Raw genomic sequence first — 20,267 nt, 5'->3', positions numbered from 1 at the left:
AACGGCAGGCCAAGGATGGGGGAACGACTACGGGGTCTGCGCAGCAAGGCGGTACGCCTGTCGCACCGCCTCCCGTTCGGGGTGCTCTTCCCCCGTGCTTCCCGCATCCTGTGGGGCAAGCCCGCCCGGATCCTGGCGTCCCTGTTCGGCGCGGTGATCCTGCTCGGTACCGGGCTGCTCCTGCTCCCGGTAGCGCAGCAGACCCAGGTCTCCCCCGTGGAAGCCCTGTTCACCGCGACCAGTGCGCTGTGTGTGGCCGGGCTGAGCATCACCGATCCTGCTCACGACTGGTCGTTCTTCGGGCAACTGGTCATCCTCGGGCTGATCCAGGTCGGCGGCATCGGCATCATGACCCTGGCCTCGCTCCTGGGGATGGTGGTGATCCGCCGCTTCGGGCTGCGCATGCAGTTGTCGGTGCAGAGCGAGCAGCGCACGCTGAACGTGGGTGGCACCCGCGAAGTCGTGTGGCGTATTGCTGCGACCAGCGTGATCTGCGAGGCTGTCCTCGCGCTTCTCCTCATCCCCCGGATGTGGCTAGGCCACGGGCTGCCGTTGCCGGAGGCGGTCTACAGCGGTGTCTTCCACTCTGTGTCGGCCTTCAACAACGCTGGCCTGTCCCTCTACCCCGACAGCCTCACCCGGTTTGCGGGGGACCCGCTGGTCTTAGTCCCCATCATGGCGGCCACAGTGCTCGGCGGCCTGGGGTTCCCGGTCCTTTTGGAGCTGCGCAAGCATCTGCGCACCCCGCGGCGGTGGAGCCTGCACACGAAGATGACGGTGTGGACGTCGCTCCTCCTCTTTGTCGGTGGCATGGTCGTGGTGACCGCCTTGGAGTGGGGGAACCCCGCGACCCTGGGGCCGCTTCCCTGGCCGCACAAGCTGCTCGACGGCGCGTTCCACGGGGTGATGCCGCGCAGCGGCGGGTTCAACGTGGTGCCGGTGGACGCGATGGAGTCCCACACCCTCCTCGTCACGATCATGCTGATGTTCGTGGGCGGGGGAAGCGCGGGGACCGCCGGCGGGATCAAGGTCAGCACGTTCGCGGTGATCTGGCTCGTGGTGTGGGCGGAGATCCGGGGCCACCCGCAGGTGCACGCGTTCGGCCGCAGGCTGTCTGCCGGGGCGATCCGCCAGGCGCTGAGCCTCACGTTCCTGTCGATGACGGTGATCGCTCTTGCGACGGTCTATTTGACCGCGGTCTCCCCTTTCTCTTCCCAGGAGGTCCTGTTCGACGTGGTCTCGGCTTTCGGGGTGGTCGGCCTGTCGACGGGGGTCGCTGCCGGACTGCCCCAGCACGGCCAGGTCCTGTTGGTCATACTGATGTTCGCGGGACGGCTCGGTCCGATTACTTTTGCGTCTGCCCTCGCGCTGCGGGAGCGCACTCGGCGCTACGACCTGCCTGAGGGCCGTCCTGTCATCGGCTGACACCACGAGGAGCGGTAGTGCCACGCAGTTCAGCAGACGACCGGCGGGTGCTTGTCATCGGTCTTGGCCGGTTCGGTGGTTCATTGTCCGAGGCACTGGTGTCTCACGGCTGGGAAGTGCTGGGCGTGGACAACAATCCCCGCCGCGTGCAGTCCTATGCCGACATCCTCACGCACACCGTGGTCGCTGACACCACGGACGACGAGACGCTGCGCCAGATCGGCGCGCACGAGTTCTCCCGGGCAGTGGTGGCGATCGGCAGCCATCTCGAGGAGAGCATTCTCACCACGTCCTTGCTGGTGGACATGGGGGTGCCCCATATCTGGGCGAAGGCCGTCAGTCGGCGCCACGGCCGCATCCTCCAGCAGATCGGCGCCCACCACGTCGTCTTGCCCGAGCACGACATGGGAGAGCGGGTAGCCCACCTGCTGTCGGGGCGGATGCTCGACTACGTGGAGATTGAAGAGAACTTCGCGTTGGGGAAGACCCGGGCTCCGATGGAGATCGTCGGCCGCAGGCTCGGGGAGAGTGGGGTGCGGTCCAGCCACGGCATCACCGTGGTGTCGATCAAGCGGCATGGCGGGTCGTTCACCTATGCCACCGCGGACACCGTCCCGCAGAAGGGGGACATCATCATCGTCGCCGGGAGGACCGAGGACGTGGAGCGGTTCGCCGAGCTGCAGTAGTCCCGGCAAAGCAGACAAACCCCGAGATTGACAATGATTTTCACTTTCACGACAATGTTTTCATGCATTCTGGGATACCGACAAAAGTGCTCACGGCAGGGGTCGCGGGGACACTGCTCGCCAGCCTCACCGCGTGCGGAAGCGGCAGCGCGAGCGGCTCCGGGGTCCACATCGTCACCAGCGTCTACCCCCTAGAGTGGCTGGCCTCCCAGGTCGGCGGCGACGCTGTCACGGTCACCAACCTCACCGAGGCCGGAGCCGACCCGCACGAAGTAGAGCTGAGCCCGCGCCAGATCGGTACGGTCGCCGACGCCGACCTCGTCCTCCACATCCGGGGGTTGCAGCCTGCAGTCGACGACGCAGTGGACCAGCACGCCGCAGACCGCTTCCTGGACCCAGCGGACGTGGTGGACCTGCTTCCGGTATCCAGCGCAGACCACGAGCACGACGGCCATGCCGAGGAGCAGCACAGCGGAGCCGACTCCCACAGCCACGGTGGAAAGGACCCGCACCTGTGGCTGGACCCGGAGCGGTTAGCCGAGGTCTCCGCAGCGCTCGCCGACCGGCTGAGCGACATCGACCCCGACCATGCAGCGGCCTACCAGGAAAACCATGAGACGGTCGCCGGAGAGTTGAGCGACCTGAGCGCCGCCTACACCGAAAGCCTGGACACCTGCGCCCGGCGCGAGATCGTGGTCACCCACGCCGCCTTCGGCTACCTGGCTGAGATGCACGACTTGGAGCAGATCAGCGTTACGGGGATCGACTCCCACCACGAGGACCCCTCCCCCGCCCGGATCGCTGCGGTCGTGCGCGAAATCGACGAGCACGGCGTCACCACGGTGTTCACTTCTCCGCTCGCCGACCCCGCGATCGCTGAGACGATTGCGTCAGAGACCGGGGCTGAGATCGCGCTCCTGGACCCCCTCGAAAGCCTCACCGACGACTCCCCAGGTACCGATTACCTCTCGGTGATGCGGGCCAACCTCGACGCTCTGGTCTCCGCCTTGGGCTGCTCCTGACCCTTGTTCCGCTGCTGCCTTCCGCGCCCTCCCGCCCCTTTTCCGGAAAGATAACGATCGCGCCACAGCCACCCAATCTTTCATCCCTTTTGTCAGCTTTACACGCCTAAAATCCGAAAATTTCGGGCACGCATCCGCTCTTTCCTCCCGGCGGGAGGCGCCATCATCTCAGCGATTTCTCGGAGAACTCTCATACTCATGCGCTATCCTGAACGAAATCCAATGCGCGTGCACGTGCATTTGGCGGTGCATACGAACGGGTGTATTCCCGCACGAACGCTGACAGAGGGAGCGTGCAGTGAACGCTTACAATGGCATTTCCGCCGCTGAACTGGGCGATGTCACCTGGCAGAAGAGCCGCCGCAGCAACTCGATCGGCAACTGTGTGGAGATGGCCAGGCTGGCCGACGGCTCTATTGCCGTGCGCAACTCCCGCTTCCCCGACGGCCCCGCCCTGATTTACACCCAAGCCGAGATCAACGCCCTGATCCTGGGCATCAAGGACGGTGACTTCGACAACCTGCTCGGCTAGACGACGGGCATCGGCCCCGGCGTGAAAGCGCCGGGGCTTTTGCTGTTCTGCGCTTGACCTGCAGCACAGCCTGCCGGCGCACCCGCGGCGCAATCGGTCCGCGCGGGCGGGCTGCACACGGCGCTGCGGTCCCCGCCCGAGGACAGCTCAGCTTGCTGGCCCGCGGGACGCGGTCATGCCTCCCGCGGCCCCGGGCGTACGGACCGCTTTACTCCTCGAGCTCCTTGATCATCTTCTGGAGCATCTTGCGTGTCTGGTCCGGGCGCTCCGCAACCACCGCCAGCCACTCCAGAGTCATGGTGTACTGCTCGACGTCAGCGCGCTTCTCCTGGAAGAGACAGCTCGTCAACTGCTCCACGTAGACCACGTCGGGCAGGTCGTACTCCGGGTAGCGCAGGATCGTGAACGACCCGGTCTCCGCCGCGAACACGCCCTGGTGGAAGGGGACGATCTGCAGCGTGATGTTGGGGGCCATGCTGAGGTCGTACAGGTGCTCCAACTGGGCGCGCATCACCTCAGGCGTGCCCACTGGTCGCCGCACCGCGGGCTCATCGATGATCACCCACAGCTTGACATTGTGGTTCTTCCGGATGCGCTCCTGCCGGCGCATGCGTGTGGCGATCCGGTGCCGGGCCGCATCGTCCAGCTTCTTCCTACCGCCGCGGGTCACCACCGCGCGGGCGTAGTCCTCGGTCTGCAAAAGCCCTGGGACGAACTGGGTCTCATAGACCCGCAGTTGGGTGGCGGCTTCCTCCATGCCCACGTAGGACTGGAACCAGCTCGGCAGGGAGTCGCCGTACTGCTGCCACCAGCCAGGCTCGTTGGCTTCGCGCGCCAGCTTGAGGAATGAGTCGCGAACCGCCTCGTCCTCCACTCCGTAGAACGTCAGCAGGTCCTCGACGTCACGGGTTTTGAAACCGACGCGGCCCAGCTCGATGCGGCTGATCTTGGATTCGGAACCGCGGATTTTGTACGCGGCGTCAGCTCGGGAGATCCCTTTGGCTTCCCGCAGCCGGCGGAGCTGGGAACCGAGCAGCATGCGCCGTACTGTCGGGCCGCTCCCCGGCTCTGGCTGAGCCACATTCACCGCTGCTTCCTCCCCACCCAGTGGCTCGTCAAAAACCCATTCCCGCGGGACTCTCTCCCGTACCACGTTGTTCTAATGGTTACACGATATCGCCTAAGAGTCCGGGTTTTCCGTGGTTCTATGCCGCAATCACCTGAAAAAGCCCCACGGACCGGAAGGCTGCGGTTTCTCCGGCTCACTCCCCTGGGTCACCCGAAAAGCGCCCAGACGAACTTGCCGCCCGCCACGGTCGGGACCACGCCCCAGCGGCGGCTGAAACAGGAGATGAGCTGGAGCCCTCGCCCAGTTTCTGCCATAAAGTCCGGTTCTCTGCGCTGCGGTATTAAGTCGCTGCTATCGCGGACCGCGCAGATGAATTCTGCTCCGCGGCGCATCACGCTGAGCTGGATGATGTTCTCCTGCTCTTTCCCGATCCGGGGGACGGCGTGTCGCAGCGCATTGGTGACGAGTTCGGAGACCACGAGCTCGACGTCGCTGGCGTACCGGACCATTCCCCACTCACGCAGGGCTGCCATAGCGAGTTCGCGGGCGAGCTTCACGGCACCGTAATCCGGGGCCAAGCTCCACAGCAGGCTGTCGTAGCTGGCTGTCCCCGGGTAGGAGTTCCACCGTGACAGCCCATTGCGCAGCGGGGTAAGCCACCAAGCGCGCTCTGCCGCGACAAGAGTTGGTGTTGGCGCCGCTTCCTGTCCGGGCGTCCTCTTGACAAACCTCTGGGAAGAATGTCCGGTCACCGCGATCCCCTTGCCGTCGTCTCGAGCGCTCGCAGGTAAGAGGACTATGCAAATGCAAGGATCGTATGCACGTGCACGTGCCTCTCGGAAGGCATCCTAGAACATTCGCTCCGGTTATCTGTTGAAGAGCGAACAAAAAAGGCTGCGATTCTGCCGCACTTTCCAGGACAGCAGTGAACTTTCCTGGCACCACCTAATACGAACTGGGAAGACTCCACCCCGTGGCCCACACCGCGCCGGCGGTGCCTGCTCCGCTGAATGCTGTATCCCATCCCGCCTTGCGGGCGTTCCCACAGCAGGCGCACAGGAAACCACCCCTGACATACCATCCAGTCGGTACGACTGGTTAGGATCGCCTCAACCGTGCACTGGACGGCCGGGTCCGGACCGGTTCACCGACTGTCATTGGAGGAGACACCATGCCCCAGACCCCTCGTGTCGCAATCGTCACGGGTGCGGCCCGTGGAATCGGCGCCGCCACCGCGCAGCGCCTGGCCGCCGAAGGGCACGCGGTCGCAGTACTCGACCTCACCAAGGAGAGCGCGCAGGCCACGGTGGACGCGATCACCGAAGCCGGAGGCAAAGCGATCGCCCTCGGTGCGGACGTCAGCGACACCCAGCAGGTTGAAGCCGCGGTCAAGGAGACCGCAGAACGGCTCGGCCCGCCGACCATCCTGGTGAACAACGCCGGGGTGATCCGCGACAACCTGCTGTTCAAGATGACCGACGATGACTGGGACACCGTGATGCGGGTCCACCTGCGCGGTGCGTTCCTCATGTCGCGGGCAGCCCAGGCCTATATGACCGAGCAAGGCTGGGGCCGCATCATCAACCTGTCCAGCAGCTCGGCGCTAGGCAACCGCGGACAGGCCAACTACTCCGCAGCCAAAGCCGGCCTGCAGGGCTTCACCAAGACGCTGGCGATCGAACTCGGGAAATTCGGCGTCACCGCCAACGCGGTCGCTCCCGGATTCATCGTCACCGACATGACACGGGCCACCGCCCAGCGGATCGGCGTGGACTTCGAAGAATTCAAGGCGGCCCGCGCCGCCCAGATCCCGGTGCGCCGGGTCGGTGTGCCTGAGGACATCGCCGCCACCGTGGCTTTCCTCGCCAGTGAAGAAGCCGGCTACATCTCCGGACAGGTGATCTACGTCGCCGGCGGCCCGCTGGACTAGTTCCGCCCGCGGAGGACGGCAGCGCGGACCGCTTCGCCCCCGCGCGGCCAGTACCGCTGCCCCTCCCGTTTTGAGCCGCGCGGGGGACCGGGACGGCCCTGGTCCTCCCGCGCGGAATGCCCCTCCCGCTCCTCCAGGAAGGTTGTGACGTGACCCCGTCCTCTGAGGCTCCACCGGATGCCGCGGAACTACGCGCCCGCGTCGCCGCATTCGTCGCGGAACACGACCCCGCCACCACCGACCAGACCGAGTTCCTCGCCGCCCGGTACGACGCGGGCCTTGCCTGGGTGCACTTCCCCAAAGGCGCGGGCGGGCTCGGCGCTCCCCGCGCGTTGCAGAACGTCGTCGACGCGGAGTTCGAACGCTTCGGTTTCGTCCCCGTCGACCGGGAAGGCCTCGTGATCGGCCTGGGCATGGCGGCCCCCACCATCGCTGCCTTCGGCACCCCGGAGCAGCGTGACCGCTTCCTCAAACCGATCTACACCGGGGAAGAAGTCTGGTGTCAGTTGTTCAGCGAGCCCGGAGCCGGATCAGACCTGGCCGCCGTCGGCACCCGCGCGGTCCGCGACGGAACAGACTGGGTGATCGACGGCCACAAAGTGTGGACCTCGCTGGCGCACCGGGCCCAGTGGGCCATCCTGCTGGCCCGCACCGACCCGGACGTGCCGAAGCACCGCGGCCTGACCTACTTCCTCTGCGATATGACCGCCCCGGGGGTCACGGTGCGCCCGCTGCGCCAGATGACCGGGGAAGCCGAATTCAACGAGGTATACCTGGACGAGGTGCGGATCCCCGACAGCCTCCGGCTCGGCGGGGTCGGGGAAGGGTGGAAGGTCGCGCAGACCACGCTGATGAACGAGCGGGTCTCCATCGGCGGCCGCCCCGAACCCCGGGAAGGCGGGCTCATCGGCATAGTCAGCGACCTGTGGCGGAGCCGTCCCGACCTGCGCACCCGTGGACTCCACGAGGAGCTTCTGCGGCTGTGGGTCGCCGCGGAAGCCGCCCGGTTGACCAAGGAGCGGCTGCGCCAGCAGCTCGCCGCGGGCCAGCCCGGCCCTGAAGGATCGGCGACCAAACTCTCCTTCGCTGAACTCAACCAGCGCATCAGCGGTCTGGAACTGGAGCTCCGCGGGGTGGAAGGACTCACCTACGACGACTGGACCTTCCGCCGCCCGGAGAAACCGGACCTGCTGGGTCGGGGCCCCGGCTTCCGCTACCTGCGCGCCAAAGGCAACTCGATCGAGGGCGGAACCTCAGAGATCTTGCGCACCATCATCGCCGAACGCGTCCTGGGACTGCCCCCGGAACCCCGGGCCGACAAAGACCTCGCCTGGAAGGACCTGCCCCGTTGAGCGAATCCGAGCTGAATCTGCTGTACAGCGAGATCGAGCAGGAGCTGCGCGCCAGCGTCCGGGAGCTGCTGGCCCACCGGTGCCCATGGCAGTCCGTCCTCGACCGTGTCTCGCACCATGCTCCGGCAGAGGTCACCGACCGTGCCCTGTGGCAGGAACTGGCGGAGCTGGACGTCCTCGGCCTCTTCGTTCCCGAAACGCTCGGGGGCGCCGGCGCTACGGCACGGGAGGCGTCGTCCGTCGCTGAAGAGCTGGGCCGGGCCGTAGCCCCGGTCCCGTTCCTCGGCAGCGCCGTGCTGGCCACCGGTGCCCTGGTGGCGCTGGGCACTGCAGAGGAGCAGGTGCGCGCCCTGCTCACGGACCTGGCAGCCGGGCAGCGCTGCGCCACACTGGTAGTGCCGCTACCCACGGCCCCCGGGTCTGGCTTCCCCTCCCAGGTCCGCGCGGACGGCTCCCAGTTGACGGGCACGGTTCCCGGCGTGGTGGACGCGCTCAGCGCGGACGTGCTGGTCGTGCCCGCTCTCGGCGCGGAGGGACCCGGCCTGTACCTGCTCCCCGCCGACCAGGCGACCCTGAGTCCTGTGGTGAGCCTGGACCAGACCCGGCCGCTCGCCGAAGTGACCCTCACCGGTGCCGAAGCGACCAGGGTGGCCGTCGGCCAGCAGGCGGTCGACGCAGTGGAGGCCGCACTGCTCACCGGCGCGGTCCTGTTGGCCGCAGAGCAGCTCGGCACTGCTGAGTGGGCGTTCGACACGACCGTGGCCTACCTGAAGGAGCGCGTGCAGTTCGCCCGCCCGATCGGTTCTTTCCAAGCGCTCAAGCATCGGGTTGCCGACCTGTGGGTACTGCTCGCCCAAGCCAGAGCCGTGGTGCGGCATGCGGCGAGTGCGCTCGCCGCTGACTCGGAGGACCTCCCGCTTGCTGCGGCGCTCGCTCAAGCCTTTGTGTCCGAGGTCGCGGTGAAGGTCACGGAGGAAGCAGTGCAGTTGCACGGGGGGATCGGCTTCACCTGGGAGCATCCGGTCCACCTGTACCTGAAGCGCGCCAAGAGCGCGTCGCTCAGCCTGGGGACGGCGGACCGGCACCGGGCGCGGATCGCGGATCTCGTGGGTCTTCCTCCCGCCCCGTGACGGGGGTGCCGGGGCCTGAGGGGGGCGGTCCCGGCACTTTTCCTCGGCCGGGTCACTGTCTCGTTGCGTCGCTGAGCGCGGCGGCCACCTCGGCAACGACGTGTTCGATGCGGGCGATGCCGCCGGCGTAGTCGCGGTGGCGGTCGGAGAGCACGACGATCAGGTATTCGTGTTCTGCCCCCGCGACTCGGCCCGCGCTGGTGAGCACCCACCGGTCTCCGTCGCTGCTCCGGGGCACCCAGCCGTTCTTCAGTTCCACGGTGTCGCCTTCGCTTGCCGCCGCGGAGATCCCCCAGGCTTGCTCCGGTGCCACGGTGCCGAGCAGTTGACTGGCGTAGTCGCGGCTGCGTTCGGAGAGCGGGCTGTCCCCGGTGAAGACGATGCGGAGCAGCCGCAACTGGTCGGCGGCGGTGGTCTCGGTAGCGCCCCAGACACCGCGCCCGCTGGGCCTGGTGGCGTGCAGGCCGAGCCGCTCGTTGCCGCGGGCGAACCCTGCGTCGAAGCCGATCCGCGCATAGAGGTCGTTGGTGGCGTCGTTGTCGCTGTAGCGGATCATCTCGGCAGCCAGCCGCTCCTCTTCAGCGGACAGTTCCCGGCCTTCATCTTCGGCGCGGAGCAGGAGCAGCACGAGGATGTTGAGCTTGACCAGGCTCGCTGTGGTGTAGGTTTCCCCGGCCCGGTAGGAGTAGGTGGCGCCGCTCGCCAGGTCGTGGAGGGCGAGGGAGAGCCGGCAGTCCTCTCCGGCGAGGTAGTCGTCGATGACGCGGGTGAGGCGGTCGTATTCGGCGGGGCTCAGCGGCGGTGGCTGCGGGGTTTCGGTGGGGGGCGGGCTCGGCCGTGGGGTGGGGGCCGGTGCCGGGACGGGCGGCTGCGCGGGCGGTCCGCTGGCATGCCGCGGGGTGAGCAGCGCGAGCACGGTGACGGCGGCTAGGAAGGCCAAGGTGAGGAGGAAAGCCCTGCGCGCTGGGGCAGAGTGGGCGGGTGCCGCTGAATGCTCTCGCATGCCGACCGCCTTCGCCGAGAAGACCGGACTCCGCGATCGCGGACTCGTGCCCCCAACCTTGCCACAATCTGCCCGAATTCATCACCTTTGCTCCCCATAGTCGGGGGCGAGGAGGACCCAAGGCGAGGGCTGCTAGTCGAGCCCTCGGGCGCTCAACGCCAATCCGAGCGCTTCAGCAGAGCGGATCAGGTTCACGATGACCGGGACCACCATGCGGTGCGCCCCGCCACGCAGCCCACGCGCCACATACGCTTCGCGGGAGGCCCGCCACGCCTCCGCCACCATGGGGATGCAGCGGATGGTCAGTGCGAGGACCAGTCCCACCCGTTCCGGCCGCACCCCCACGTGCTGCAGCGGACGGGCCAGCCTGGTGAACAGGTCGAGCATTGCGCTGACCGGGGTCGTGCGGGTGACCAGTCCGGCCAGCAGGATGACCGCGGTGAGCTGGGAGCACACCCGCACCGCGGTGTGCACGTCGGTGAAGACAGCGTGGAAGACCGCGATGGCGACCAGGAACAGCAGCACCGGCCGGAACGCGTGCCACAGGTGGGCGGCCAGTCCCCACAGGATGTAGAGCAGGACCACTGCGAGCACGGCGCCTAGCGACACCCACGGGTCGGCGAGGACCACCAGCACGGTGACCGTGCCCAGCAGGGCGAGGAGTTTCACGCCTGCCGGGATCCGGTAGGGCAGCGAGGTGCCCGGCACGTAGAGCCCGACAGTGTTCACGGCCGCTGCTCCATCAACGCGACGTAGTAGGCGACGGCGTCCTCGGGTGCCCCGTCGAACACGATCTTCCCGGCGTCCATGACCAGCACCCGGTCGAAGCCGCTGAGCGTGTCGAGGTGGTGGGTGAGCAGGATGACCTGCTGGGGCAGGGTGCGCAGGGTCTCCGTGATGATCCGCACGTTGCGCAGGTCCAGCAGGGTGGTGGGTTCGTCGCAGACGAGGATCTGCGGCTCGGTGACCAGGACCGAGGCCAGGGCCAGCATCTGCTTCTGCCCGCTGGACAGCAGGTGGGCGGGGTGGTCGCGATGTTCGAGCAGTCCGTGCCGGGCGAGGGCCTCATCGACCCGGGCCTCGATCTCGTCGCGGCTGAGCCCGCTGTCCCGCAGTCCGATCCGCACGTCCTCGGCGACCGTCGGCATGATGATCTGGGTGTCTGCGTCGGGGAAGACGAAGCCGACCCGGCGCCGGATCTCCTTGACGTGGTCGCGCGTGTCCAGGCCGTCGACCAGGACCCGACCCGTATCGGGCACGATCAGGCCGTTGACCATGCGGGCCAGAGTTGATTTACCTGAGCCGTTGGCGCCGATCAGCCCGATACGGTGCTCCCGCAGGTCAAGGGAGACGTCGTCGACGACGACGCGGTCGCCGTAGGCGTGGGTCACATGCTCTATCCGGATCATGAGCGCGGTCCTGCAGCGGAGACCCGGTGCCCGGCGGGAGGAACCGGGTAGGCGCGGTGCACGCTGGCCGCGATCAGCGTGGCGACGACCGCTTTGATGACGTCGCCGGGAACGAAAGCGGCGAGCGCGATCAGCGCGGCCGTGGCGTCCAGCCCGGCGACGACAGCCATCCACGGGCCGCCGATCAGGTAGCACACGCCGATCCCGCCGACCAGGTTGATGAGCAGGCCCGGCCAGAACCGGTATGCGGGCAGCATGCGGTCGGTCAACAGCCCGATGACCAGGGCCACGAAGATCCAGCTGATGAGGAATCCGCCGGACGGTCCGGCGAAGGAGGCCAGTCCTCCCCCGCCTCCAGACAGGATGGGGAGTCCGGCGAGGGCCAGCGCGAGGAAGGTGGCGATCGCCAGCACCCCGCGTTTGGCGCCGAGAATGGCGGGGGCGAGCATGACGATCAAGGTCTGGAGAGTGATCGGCACACTGCCCACCGGGATTCCGGGTACCAGGCTCATCGCGGCGAGCAGTGCGGCGAACAACGCGATCAGTGCGAGGTCGCGCGCTGTCAGCCCGCGGTAACGGGGGGACGACGATGGGGAGACAGTCATAGTCCAAGTCCTTGGTCCGTATACGGTTTTGGAGGAAATCTCCAAGCCCATTGTGGCCACCCGATCTTGAGCAGCAGATATGCGGCCTAGAACAGCTTTCTACAATCGGGCCTTATGGGGTTCCTCCAAAAAATTCCGCTTTTCCGTTCCTCGCCGTGTGGTGGGCCACACGGAGGTATGGCGCACCGCACGGCGCGAAGACGGACCGTGGACGGGTCATTCGACCGCGGCAGGCAGGACGCACACCGGCGTCGGCAGGTCCAGGGTGGAACACGCCGGTCCAGGAATCCCGCTCTCCGCGTCGATGGGGAGGACGGTCAACGTCTCAGAGTTCTGGTTGGCGACGACAAGGTAGCCGTCGACCAGGGCGAAGTGGCGGGGCCACGCGCCCCCGGTGGGGGTGTCAGCTAGGCGGCGGATCCGCGTACCGTCCGCGGACACTTCGAAGGTGGCGATCGTGTCCGCTCCCCGGTTGGCGACGTAGAGGCGACGCTCGTCCGCAGAAAGCGCGATCTCAGCTGGATAGTTGTCGTCGGCGGCCCCGGTGGCGGGCACCGCGTCGAGGATCTCGGCCTGGGCCGTGGCAGGGTCGAACCGCAGCACGTAGACCCGCGAATCCAGTTCTCCGGCCACATACAGGTGCCCGGAGGAGTGGATCGCTAGATGGCGCGGTCCGCTGCCCGGTTCCAGGCGGGCCGCGATGTGCTGAGGGCCGGCAGGCTGGTCCGCCTCCGGGGCGAAGGGGAAGCACCGCAGTTCGTCGGTGCCGAGGTCGACGACCAGCAGGTGGGTGCCACCCGGGGCCACGTAGACGCTGTGGGCGTGCGGACCTTCCTGCCGGTCGGTGCGGGGGCCCGCCCCGGTGTGGGTCAACCGCTGCACTGGTGCAGTGGGGACGCCGGCCGGGTCGAGGGCATGCACGCTCACGCTGCCGTCCCCGTAGTTGGCGACGATCAGGTGTCGCCCCGCGGGGTGGTACAGCAGGTGGCAGGGGTAGGAGCCGCCGGTGATGGCGCTGCCTGCCTCGGTGAGCTGCTGGGTGTCGTGGACTGCGAAGGCGGTGACCCGTCCCGCGGCGAGCTCGTTGACGGCGTAGACCATCGTCTGGTCCGTGGCGGGGACGACAAAGGAAGGCCCGCTGGCGGGCGCCGCCAGTTCCGCTTTGCTCAAGGCTGCGGTGTCCGTGTCGAACCAGACACGCTGCACCCCCGCCGCGTGACCCGCGATACCGGAGTCAGGGGTGTAGGAGCCGATCCACAGCAGTCGGCGTCGTGTCATCGAGGGGATCCTCCTGAGTGTCGTCAACCCCGGCTCTCGGGGCCAGCGCCACTCTAGTTCCCCGGTTCTTTGACTGACAGTGGCCGCCCGTAACCGTAGGAAACCTCCGGAGGGGGTTCACGGCAACAGCGCGTGGAGACGGCGGCGCTCCTCAGCGGTGAAGAAGTGCCCGCCGGGCAGCCGCTCCAACCGGAACGGGCCGGTGGTGTGCTGCTGCCAGGCACGCAGTCCAGCGTCGGTGACGACCGGGTCGTCGAGGCCGCCAACCACCGTGAGCCGCACGTCGAGCGGCGGACCGGGCTGCCAGACATAGGCGTCGGCCGCGGCGAACCCGGCCCGCATCTCGGTGCCGAACACGTAGGCCAGCTCGTCGTCGTGGAGGAGCTCTTCGGGAATCCCGCCGAAGCAGGCGGCGGCCGCGTGCACGAGGGCCACCGGGTCGTCCGGGAAGGTGATCTCCGGTTTCAGGTGTGGGGCGTCCCTCCCGCTGACCACCAGGTGGGTGATTTCGCGCCCTCTCCGCCGCAGCTCCCGTGCGGTCTCGTAGGCGGAGAGGGCGCCCAGGCTGTGCCCGTAGAGGGTCAGGGGTCCCCGCAGGCTGGCCACGGCGTCAGCCTGCCGCTGGGCGTAGACGTCCCACATCGGCGCGGTGCCGGCTGCACAGTCGCGGTGGTCCACGGTGGCGACCCACACGGTGAACCGGTCGCCGACTTCCGCGGCCCACGGCTGGTAGGCGGTGGGCAGGCCGCCCGCGTGCAGGAAGCAGACGAGGTGGGCGCCGGGGGAGGACCTCGAGAAACGGTGGAGGCCGGGGCGTCCCGTCGCAGCGGTCCGTGCGTGGTTCACCGGGCTTGCTGCCCTCTGGGACGGGGTTGCCCCGCCATCTCCGGTCCCTGGGGTAGAGGGGCTACCGGGCCCCGGGTGTGCCCTCACGACCGTGCCCCTTCGCGCATGCGGGCTTCGACCTCGCTGATCGCTTTGAGGACGCGTTTCTCGGAGACGCTGTAGGCGGTGCCGACCTCCTGGGCGAAATAGCTGATCCGCAGTTCTTCCAGCATCCAGCGGATGTTCTCGTGTGCTGGGCCGGGCGGCACTCCCGGGGGGAGCCGGTCGAGCAGTTGCTGGTAGGCCTGGCGCAGCTGCTCGATCTTGGCCATGTTCACCTGGTCGCGGCGGGGGTTGCGGGGCAGCCGCTCCAGGCGCACCTCGATCGCTTTGAGGTAGCGGGTCAGATCCCGGAGCCGCTGGTAGCCGGCGGCGGTGACGAACCCGGGGCCGATGAGCGCGCCGAGCTGGTTCTGGATGTCGGTGATGGACGGCAGGACTGCCAGGCTCGTGACGCTCTTGAGCTGTTTCTCCACCCGCTGTGCCGTGGCGAGGATCTTCTCCACGACCGGGAGGAGCTCCATGACCCGCTCCACCAGGTTCACCCGCACGTGCTCGCGGAGCTTCGCGAACGACTCCGGGTCCCACACCGGTCCGCCCGCCTCGGCGACCAGCGAGTCCACTGCGCAGCCGATGCAGTCGTCGAAGAGGGCGGCGACTGAGCCGTGCGGGCTGCGACTGAACACCAGTGTGGTCTGGTTGCTCAGATGCCCTCGGAGGAACTTGGCCGGGGAGGGCACGGTGAGCATGAGCAGCCGCCGGGTTCCTGCGACCATGGCCTGCTGCTGGGCTGCCGCATTGTCGAAGATGCGCACCCCAACGGTGGTCCCCTCGTCCACGAGGGCCGGATAGCCGCGGACTATGTGCCCGGCAGTGCGGCGTTCGAACGTCCGGGGCAGCGGACCGAAGTCCCAGGAGGTCAGCCCGGTGCGTTCGATGCTCGCGGCCTCCGCCGAGATCGCTTTGCGAAGCCGGGGCTGCAGCCGGCGTCGCAGCTCCTCCAAGTCTTTCGCTTCGGCGAGCGTGCGGCCTTTGTCGTCGACCGCGCGGAACGTCATCCGCAGATAGTCGGGGACCCGGTCGAGCTGCCAGTCGTCCACGGTGACCCGGGGGCCGCCCATCGCGGTGAGCTCCCGCGACAGCGCTTCCAGCAGCGGCTCAGAGTAGGGTTTCAGCCGTTTCAGCACGTCGGCGGCGTAGTTGGGCACGGGAACGAAGCTGCGCCGGATCGCTTTGGGCAGTGACCGCATCAAGGCCACCACCAGTTCTTCCCGCAGGCCGGGGATCTGCCAGTCGAACCCTTCCGGGCTGACCTGGTTGAGGACGTTCAACGGGATGTGGACGGTCACCCCGTCGGCCGCGTCCCCCGGTTCGAACTGGTAGGTGAGCCGGAAGCGGTGCTCGCCTTGCTGCCAGAAGTCCGGGTAGGCCTCTTCGATGCCTTCGCCGGCGTCCTCAGCGACGAGCATCGACTTGTCGAAGTCGAGCAGGCGCGGCTGCTGTTGGCGCACCCGCTTCCACCAGCTGTCGAAGTGCCGGACGGAGACCACTTCAGCGCCGACCCGCTGGTCGTAGAAGTCGAAGAGGACGTCGTCGTCGACGAGGATGTCACGGCGGCGCACCCGGTGCTCGAGTTCTTCGACCTCCTGCAGCAGCTTCTGGTTGCGGCGGAAGAACGCGTGGCGGGTATCCCATTCCCCTTGGACGAGGGCGTGCCGGATGAACAGCTCCCGCGCGGTCTTCGGGTCGATGCGGCCGTAGTCGACTTTGCGCTGAGTGACGATCGGCACGCCGTAGAGGGTCACCCGCTCGTACGCCATGACCGCGCCCCGCTTCTTCTCCCAGTGCGGTTCGCTGTATGTGCGTTTCACGAGGTGGCCGGCGAGCTCTTCCACCCATTCGGGTTCGATGCGGGCATTGACGCGCGCCCACAGCCGCGACGTCTCTACCAGCTCGGCTGACATCACCCAGCGCGGCTGTTTCTTGAACAGCGCCGAGCCGGGAAAGATCGCAAACCGGGCGCCCCGCGCCCCCAGGTACTCGTGTTTCTCCGGGTCTTTGAGCCCGATGTGGGAGAGGAGCCCGGCAAGCAGGGACAGGTGGATGCGCTTGGCGTCGGCAGGGGCGGTGTTGACCTTCATCCCCAAGGACTGCACGATCTGGCGGAGCTGCGCATAGATGTCCTGCCACTCCCGCACCCGCAGGTAGTTGAGGAACTCTTCGCGGCACATTTTGCGGAACTGGTTGCCGGACAGTTCCTGCTGCCGCTCGTTCAGGTAGTTCCACAGGTTCAGGTAGGCCAGGAAGTCCGAGTCGGGGACGGCGAAACGGGCGTGCTTCTGGGCTGCGGCCTGCTGCTGTTCCACCGGGCGTTCGCGGGGGTCTTGGATGGACAGCGCAGCAGCGATCACCATGACCTCGTGGAGGCAGCCGTTGCGGTCGGCTTCCACCACCATGCGGCCCAGGCGCGGGTCGATGGGCAACTGGGCCAGGGTGCGCCCCAGCGCGGTGAGGCGGTGCCGTCCGTCCTTCGCGGGCTGGAGGGCGCCGAGCTCGGTGAGGAGTGCGACACCGTCTTTGACCTGGCGCCGGTCGGGGCCGTCGACGAACGGGAATTCTTCGACATCCCCGAGGCCGAGCGCGGCCATTTGCAGGATGACGGAGGCCAGGTTGGTGCGCAGGATCTCCGGTTCGGTGAACTCCGGCCGGGAGAGGAAGTCTTCTTCCGAGTACAGCCGGATGCAGATGCCTTCGGCGACCCGGCCGCAGCGTCCCTTGCGCTGGTTGGCGGAGGCCTGCGAGATCCGTTCGATCGGCAGGCGCTGCACTTTGGTGCGGTGGCTGTACCGGGAGATTCGCGCGGTGCCCGGGTCGACCACGTACCGGATTCCGGGCACGGTCAGCGAGGTTTCTGCGACGTTGGTGGCCAGGACGATCCGCCGTTTGCCGCGCGGTTGGAACACGCGTTGCTGTTCGGCTGCGGACAGCCGCGCATACAGCGGCAGGATCTCCACGGCCTGCGGGCTGCCTTCGGGGTAGCGGCGGGCCAGGTGTTTCCCCAAGGCCTCCGCGGTGTCGCGGATCTCGCGTTCCCCGCTCAGGAAGACGAGGATGTCGCCGGGGCCTTCAGCGCAGAGTTCGTCCACGGCATCGCAGATGCCTTGGATCTGGTCGCGGTCGTCGGTGGCTGCGACGGTGTCCTCGTCGTCTACCACCTGTTCGGCGGTGAGCGGCCGGTACCGCACTTCGACCGGGTAGGTGCGACCGGACACTTCGACGATGGGCGCGTTGTCGAAGTGTCGGGAGAACCGTTCCGGGTCGATGGTGGCTGAGGTGATGATTACCTTCAGGTCGGGGCGGCGGGGCAGCAGCCGTTTGAGGTAGCCGAGGATGAAGTCGATGTTGAGGCTGCGCTCGTGCGCCTCGTCGATGATGAGCGTGTCGTAGGCGCGCAGCATCCGGTCCTGCTGGATCTCGGCCAGCAGGATGCCGTCAGTCATCAACTTGACCAGGGTGTCGTCGCTGGAGACGTCGGTGAACCGGACTTTGTAGCCGACCCACTCCCCCAGAGTCGTGCCTAGTTCCTCAGCGATGCGGGCAGCGACGGTGCGGGCGGCCAGCCGACGCGGCTGGGTGTGGCCGATCTGTCCGAGCACTCCCCGGCCCAGTTCCAGGCAGATCTTCGGCAACTGGGTGGTCTTCCCGGAACCGGTCTCACCAGCCACGATCACGACTTGGTGGTCGCGGATCGCGGCGAGAATCTCGTCTTTTTTCTGACTGACCGGCAGCTCTGCTGGGTAGTCGATCGCCGGAAAAGCCGAGCGGCGCCGTTCGACTCTGGCTTCGCAGGTGTCGATGTCGGCGCTGATCTCCGCGGCGACAGCGCGGCGCCGGTCGGGGTCGCGGATTTTTTCCGCGCCGTCGATCCGGCGGCGCAGGCGGTGGCGGTCGCGCGGCATGAGTCCGGGCAGGCGGCGCCGCAGGTCAGCGAACGGGGATTTCACGGACGGCGTTTTCATCGCACAGTCAGCATAGGCATCGTGGCCACCGGTTGGTCCTCCGGTGGTTGGAAGGGGGACAACGATGACGAAGACGGCGGTAGTTCCCGAGGACCGGGAGGACATCCTCACGAAGCGCTCGTTTGCTCATGTGGCGACGATCGGCCCGCATGGGGAGCCCCAGTCCAACCCGGTGTGGTTCGAATGGGACGGCGAGTACATCAAGTTCAGCCAGACCACGACCCGGCAGAAGTACCGCAACCTGAAGCGGGACAGCCGGATCGCCCTGTCCGTGCACGACCCGGACGAGCCGCACCGCTACATCGAGATCCGCGGGCGGGCCGAGAAGATCGAGCCGGACCCTAACCGCTCGTTCATCAACAAGATGTCGAAGAAGTATCTGGGCCAGGAGACGTACCCGCCGGAGTCCCCGGGCGAGGAGCGGGTGGTCGTCTACGTCCGGCCGGAGCACACCACTAAGCAGTAAGCTACGGAGTGCAGGGTGGGTCCCGCCCGTTACCGGGCGGGGCCTTCTGCGTTTCCGGCGGGGGGTTCAGCTGCCTGCTGGGCGGGCTGCTTGTCGGTTTTCCGGTGCAGCATGATGCCCACTCCGCTGGCGGCCAGCAGGACGAGTCCGACGATGAGCATGAGGAGTGCGCCGCTGACCGCTCCGTCGGTCCAGTCCCAGATCGCTTCCGGTGCCGCGATCGTGATGCCGAGCACGCCGGTGACGAGGAACACCCATCTCCGCTGCCACTGGTAGAGCACGAGGCTCAGCACGGCGATCGCCGCCGTCAGCGTGTAGGCGAGAACGGGGTGGTCGCCGAGGTGGATCTGTGCCCCGCCCAAGGCGAAGATCGCGGCCATGACGAGTCCGGTCCGCGGGTTGGGCAGTCGCAGGGACACCACGCCCCACACGAGGCCCACCGCGACCACGGACAGGGCGTAGGGCCGGATATCGGTGTCGAGCAGGTCGAACTTCGCCAGGATCGTCCACAGGGCCCACAGGCTGGTGCCTCCGGCGACGAGCAGGCCCACCGCGGTGGGTGCTGCCGTGTAGGCGAGCACGGCGAGTGCCAGGTAGAGGAGGCCGAGAGCGGCGGCGGTCGTGGGGTTGACGGGCTCGAGCGCCACGGTCAAGGCTGTGGGTACGGCGAGCGCGGCGATGACGAATAGGGTGCCGCCCACTCGGCGGCGGGTGGGGGGAAGCGCAGCCCGGTTGCGGAATCGTCCGCCTGTCGCGAAGAGGCCGCCGCCGGCCGCGAGGGCTGCCACGGTGAGCAGCAGGACGGCCTGGCCTAGCTTTTCCAGGTCGACCCAGGTGTACAGCAGGCTGACCATGCCGACGAAGACCAGGCCTCCGCCGATGAAGCCGATGATTTCGGCCCAGCGGACTGGCGTGTCGGGTTCTTCCGCTTCCTGTAGCGCCTGCGCCACTGCTTCGGCCTGCTCCGCGGAGAGGGTTCCCTGTGCTACCAGAGCGTGCAGCGCTTTGCTGCGTGACTCCGCCGTGTTCCGACCGTTGCCCACCGCGGCCCCTCTCTGTGCCACTCCCCGCGGCCTTCGTGATGAGGATCACTGATAGATGCGACAAATACCGCTCTATATTCGCACCAGTGGTGGCGGTTTGCTACTTATTTCACGAATTGTGCACTGGGTAGGCGGAGGGCGACGGAGCGCTGCGGATTCTGCCCAGCCAGGTCAGCGCCGGCATGCCTCGCAGGCCATCGTGGCCAGGAGGCGCCCGGTGCGGCTGGCATACCCGTATGCGAGTGGTCTACGGGAGACGACAGTGTTTCACCGACAAAGCACAACCCCGGCGGACCACCACTGAAGGCGTGTCCCACCGGGGTTTCCATGGTGCGCCATCAGGGACTCGAACCCCGAACCCGCTGATTAAGAGTCAGCTGCTCTGCCAGTTGAGCTAATGGCGCCCGCCCAGG

18 protein-coding genes and 1 tRNA gene are annotated in these 20,267 nt (G+C 67.5%); 8 read left to right on the top strand and 11 right to left on the bottom strand.

Going from position 1 to position 20,267, the window contains the following annotated elements:
* The first annotated feature begins 15 nt into the window (after positions 1 to 15).
* The 4 genes from TF1_RS09375 to TF1_RS09360 all read left to right on the top strand — a co-directional run bounded on the left by TF1_RS09375 (position 16) and on the right by TF1_RS09360 (position 3,665).
* On the top strand, positions 16 to 1,425 hold the full coding sequence (locus tag TF1_RS09375) for a TrkH family potassium uptake protein (RefSeq protein WP_011292725.1): 1,410 nt from the start codon (positions 16 to 18) through the stop codon (positions 1,423 to 1,425).
* 17 nt (positions 1,426 to 1,442) lie between these two features.
* Positions 1,443 to 2,111 carry a potassium channel family protein gene (locus TF1_RS09370; protein WP_011292726.1) on the top strand — a complete coding sequence of 223 codons (669 nt, stop codon included), beginning with the start codon at positions 1,443 to 1,445 and terminating at the stop codon, positions 2,109 to 2,111.
* Between the two features lie 86 nt (positions 2,112 to 2,197).
* Positions 2,198 to 3,133 (top strand): zinc ABC transporter substrate-binding protein, encoded by a 936-nt coding sequence (locus TF1_RS09365; RefSeq protein ID WP_011292727.1) that lies wholly within the window; start codon positions 2,198 to 2,200, stop codon positions 3,131 to 3,133.
* Between the two features lie 298 nt (positions 3,134 to 3,431).
* Complete coding sequence (locus TF1_RS09360) at positions 3,432 to 3,665, top strand: DUF397 domain-containing protein (protein WP_011292728.1); 234 nt, start codon at positions 3,432 to 3,434, stop codon at positions 3,663 to 3,665.
* Positions 3,666 to 3,873: 208 nt separating this feature from the next.
* On the opposite strand, the gene TF1_RS09355 is transcribed toward TF1_RS09360, so the two are convergent.
* Entirely contained in the window at positions 3,874 to 4,704 is an 831-nt protein-coding gene (locus tag TF1_RS09355) for a helix-turn-helix domain-containing protein (protein ID WP_016189075.1), read from the bottom strand.
* A gap of 236 nt (positions 4,705 to 4,940) precedes the next feature.
* Positions 4,941 to 5,486, bottom strand: coding sequence for an ATP-binding protein (locus tag TF1_RS09350; RefSeq protein ID WP_011292730.1), 546 nt, complete (start codon positions 5,484 to 5,486; stop codon positions 4,941 to 4,943).
* A 419-nt stretch (positions 5,487 to 5,905) separates the two neighbouring features.
* On the opposite strand from TF1_RS09350, the gene TF1_RS09345 reads away from it, so the two are divergent.
* The 3 genes from TF1_RS09345 to TF1_RS09335 all read left to right on the top strand — a co-directional run bounded on the left by TF1_RS09345 (position 5,906) and on the right by TF1_RS09335 (position 9,146).
* On the top strand, positions 5,906 to 6,664 hold the full coding sequence (locus TF1_RS09345) for a beta-ketoacyl-ACP reductase (protein WP_011292731.1): 759 nt from the start codon (positions 5,906 to 5,908) through the stop codon (positions 6,662 to 6,664).
* A 116-nt stretch (positions 6,665 to 6,780) separates the two neighbouring features.
* A complete protein-coding gene (locus tag TF1_RS09340) occupies positions 6,781 to 8,016 on the top strand; it encodes an acyl-CoA dehydrogenase family protein (RefSeq protein WP_051122479.1) in 1,236 nt (411 codons plus the stop codon).
* Positions 8,013 to 9,146, top strand: a complete 1,134-nt coding sequence (locus tag TF1_RS09335) for an acyl-CoA dehydrogenase family protein (protein WP_011292733.1) — start codon at positions 8,013 to 8,015, stop codon at positions 9,144 to 9,146. The genes TF1_RS09340 and TF1_RS09335 overlap by 4 nt, the downstream gene beginning before the upstream one ends.
* 52 nt (positions 9,147 to 9,198) lie before the next feature.
* Here the strand turns inward: TF1_RS09335 and TF1_RS09330 are convergent, their stop codons facing one another.
* The 7 genes from TF1_RS09330 to hrpA all read right to left on the bottom strand — a co-directional run bounded on the left by TF1_RS09330 (position 9,199) and on the right by hrpA (position 18,345).
* Positions 9,199 to 10,149 (bottom strand): serine hydrolase, encoded by a 951-nt coding sequence (locus TF1_RS09330; protein ID WP_011292734.1) that lies wholly within the window; start codon positions 10,147 to 10,149, stop codon positions 9,199 to 9,201.
* Between the two features lie 132 nt (positions 10,150 to 10,281).
* The gene (locus tag TF1_RS09325) at positions 10,282 to 10,878 is read right to left on the bottom strand and encodes an energy-coupling factor transporter transmembrane component T family protein (RefSeq protein ID WP_011292735.1); all 597 of its coding nucleotides are present in this window, start codon (positions 10,876 to 10,878) and stop codon (positions 10,282 to 10,284) included.
* Positions 10,875 to 11,558 (bottom strand): energy-coupling factor ABC transporter ATP-binding protein, encoded by a 684-nt coding sequence (locus tag TF1_RS09320; protein ID WP_011292736.1) that lies wholly within the window; start codon positions 11,556 to 11,558, stop codon positions 10,875 to 10,877. The genes TF1_RS09325 and TF1_RS09320 overlap by 4 nt, the downstream gene beginning before the upstream one ends.
* Positions 11,555 to 12,163, bottom strand: a complete 609-nt coding sequence (locus tag TF1_RS09315; RefSeq protein ID WP_016189080.1) for a biotin transporter BioY — start codon at positions 12,161 to 12,163, stop codon at positions 11,555 to 11,557. The genes TF1_RS09320 and TF1_RS09315 overlap by 4 nt, the downstream gene beginning before the upstream one ends.
* Positions 12,164 to 12,379: 216 nt before the next feature.
* Positions 12,380 to 13,441 (bottom strand): lactonase family protein, encoded by a 1,062-nt coding sequence (locus tag TF1_RS09310; protein ID WP_011292738.1) that lies wholly within the window; start codon positions 13,439 to 13,441, stop codon positions 12,380 to 12,382.
* A 117-nt stretch (positions 13,442 to 13,558) separates the two neighbouring features.
* A complete protein-coding gene (locus TF1_RS09305; RefSeq protein ID WP_011292739.1) occupies positions 13,559 to 14,287 on the bottom strand; it encodes a thioesterase II family protein in 729 nt (242 codons plus the stop codon).
* Between the two features lie 83 nt (positions 14,288 to 14,370).
* Positions 14,371 to 18,345: an ATP-dependent RNA helicase HrpA gene (hrpA, locus tag TF1_RS09300; protein WP_011292740.1), complete on the bottom strand. Its 3,975-nt coding sequence runs from the start codon at positions 18,343 to 18,345 to the stop codon at positions 14,371 to 14,373.
* Between the two features lie 64 nt (positions 18,346 to 18,409).
* Between hrpA and TF1_RS09295 the strand changes: the two genes are divergently transcribed.
* Positions 18,410 to 18,811: a PPOX class F420-dependent oxidoreductase gene (locus tag TF1_RS09295; RefSeq protein ID WP_011292741.1), complete on the top strand. Its 402-nt coding sequence runs from the start codon at positions 18,410 to 18,412 to the stop codon at positions 18,809 to 18,811.
* 29 nt (positions 18,812 to 18,840) lie between these two features.
* Here the strand turns inward: TF1_RS09295 and TF1_RS09290 are convergent, their stop codons facing one another.
* A complete protein-coding gene (locus TF1_RS09290) occupies positions 18,841 to 19,854 on the bottom strand; it encodes a hypothetical protein (RefSeq protein ID WP_011292742.1) in 1,014 nt (337 codons plus the stop codon).
* Positions 19,855 to 20,182: 328 nt separating this feature from the next.
* Positions 20,183 to 20,258: transfer RNA gene (locus TF1_RS09285), tRNA-Lys, on the bottom strand.
* Positions 20,259 to 20,267: the final 9 nt, after the last annotated feature.

The organism is Thermobifida fusca NBRC 14071 = JCM 3263, from assembly GCF_001592045.1.
GTDB classification, from domain to species: Bacteria; Actinomycetota; Actinomycetes; order Streptosporangiales; family Streptosporangiaceae; genus Thermobifida; species Thermobifida fusca.
This window is presented reverse-complemented; position numbering and strand designations above follow the sequence as displayed.

Excerpts from the sequence above, each read along its gene's own strand:
- TF1_RS09375 (WP_011292725.1), top strand. The coding sequence starts at position 16 with ATGGGGGAACGACTACGGGGTCTGCGCAGCAAGGCGGTACGCCTGTCG.
- TF1_RS09355 (WP_016189075.1), bottom strand. The coding sequence starts at position 4,704 with ATGCTGCTCGGTTCCCAGCTCCGCCGGCTGCGGGAAGCCAAAGGGATC.
- TF1_RS09345 (WP_011292731.1), top strand. The coding sequence starts at position 5,906 with ATGCCCCAGACCCCTCGTGTCGCAATCGTCACGGGTGCGGCCCGTGGA.
- TF1_RS09340 (WP_051122479.1), top strand. The coding sequence starts at position 6,781 with ATGCCCCTCCCGCTCCTCCAGGAAGGTTGTGACGTGACCCCGTCCTCT.
- TF1_RS09330 (WP_011292734.1), bottom strand. The coding sequence starts at position 10,149 with ATGCGAGAGCATTCAGCGGCACCCGCCCACTCTGCCCCAGCGCGCAGG.
- TF1_RS09320 (WP_011292736.1), bottom strand. The coding sequence starts at position 11,558 with ATGATCCGGATAGAGCATGTGACCCACGCCTACGGCGACCGCGTCGTC.
- TF1_RS09315 (WP_016189080.1), bottom strand. The coding sequence starts at position 12,163 with ATGACTGTCTCCCCATCGTCGTCCCCCCGTTACCGCGGGCTGACAGCG.
- TF1_RS09310 (WP_011292738.1), bottom strand. The coding sequence starts at position 13,441 with ATGACACGACGCCGACTGCTGTGGATCGGCTCCTACACCCCTGACTCC.
- hrpA (WP_011292740.1), bottom strand. The coding sequence starts at position 18,345 with ATGAAAACGCCGTCCGTGAAATCCCCGTTCGCTGACCTGCGGCGCCGC.
- TF1_RS09295 (WP_011292741.1), top strand. The coding sequence starts at position 18,410 with ATGACGAAGACGGCGGTAGTTCCCGAGGACCGGGAGGACATCCTCACG.